At 66.8% G+C, this 1,086-nt stretch carries 1 pseudogene; it reads left to right on the plus strand.

Going from position 1 to position 1,086, the window contains the following annotated elements:
• Positions 1-1,086: pseudogene (locus tag HV796_RS42660) on the plus strand (lytic transglycosylase domain-containing protein); the annotation flags it as partial.

Below are 1,086 nucleotides of genomic sequence, written 5' to 3' on the forward strand. Positions count from 1 at the left end.
CCGGAAGGCGACTGGGGCTGGCTTCACCTGCACGACGAGCAGCCGGTGCGCGAGCCGGAGGGCGTGGGCAGTGTGGTGATTCCGCCGCGACCGGTCGCGGTGAAGGCCGGCACGCTGATGGGCCAGATCGGCCAGTACCTCGACTACGAGCGCTCGACGCCGTTACCGCCGAAGCCGGCGCGCGAACTGCTGCATCTGGAAGTGTTCGCCGGCGAAGCGTTCGCGGCGTTCCTCGCGAAGAGCCGCGCGCGGGCGGCGCAGTTGCCGGCGAGCGAGCGCACGATCCTGCTGGTCCAGCCGGGCGCGACGCTGGCCGAGCCGATGGCACCGGATACCACGATCGGCAGGTTCACCGCGATGAGCGAGCTCAGGCCGACGAAGGACAGTCCCGCGACCGGCCCGTGGGTGAAGGTGCAACCGTTCTTTCATAGCACGGGATCGACGTTTCTCGCCCCTTACTACGGGCCCGTCTGGGTGGAACGCAGGCATGAGGCGCGCTTCAGGTCGCCGAACGGGCTGGCGGCGTGGAACCGGTTTCCGTTGCAGGTGCAGGGCGCGGCCGGAACGGTGAATGACCCGCTGATGATCCTGTCGCGTGCGCAACTGGACGGATTCGAAGGCGGTAACCGCGTTGTCGACGATCAGGGCGTGCACTGGTGGCAACTGCAGGTGATCAATGAAAACGGCGAGCGCCGGTCGGGATGGGTGTGTGAAAAGGATCATCCCGGTACGAAGTGGGAAAGTCCGTGGGCGTGGCCGGGTTTCGAAATCGTGGATGCGACCGGGATCAGGCTCACCGATATGTTCCTGCGCAATCTGTCGGTGACCGATTCAGCGGACTGGCAGGAAAAGCGTGAGTTCGCGCCTTCGACCGAAGCGGTCAATGGCAGTGCATTGCTGCTCAGGCTTGAGCAGACGGTGGCCCGCTTGCCTGCACCGGGCGGCAACAGGCCGGCGCGTGGCGAGGACGGTCGCGAAGTGGTGACCGCCGTGAAGCTGCAGCGGGCGATGGACGTGCCGGGGCTCGCGAGCGAGCTCGCGCATGTGGTCCTGCGCTACGAAAGCGAATGGGGCGGCAACATGGCG

The organism is Paraburkholderia humisilvae (assembly GCF_902859855.1).
In the GTDB taxonomy this organism is placed as follows: Bacteria; Pseudomonadota; Gammaproteobacteria; order Burkholderiales; family Burkholderiaceae; genus Paraburkholderia; species Paraburkholderia humisilvae.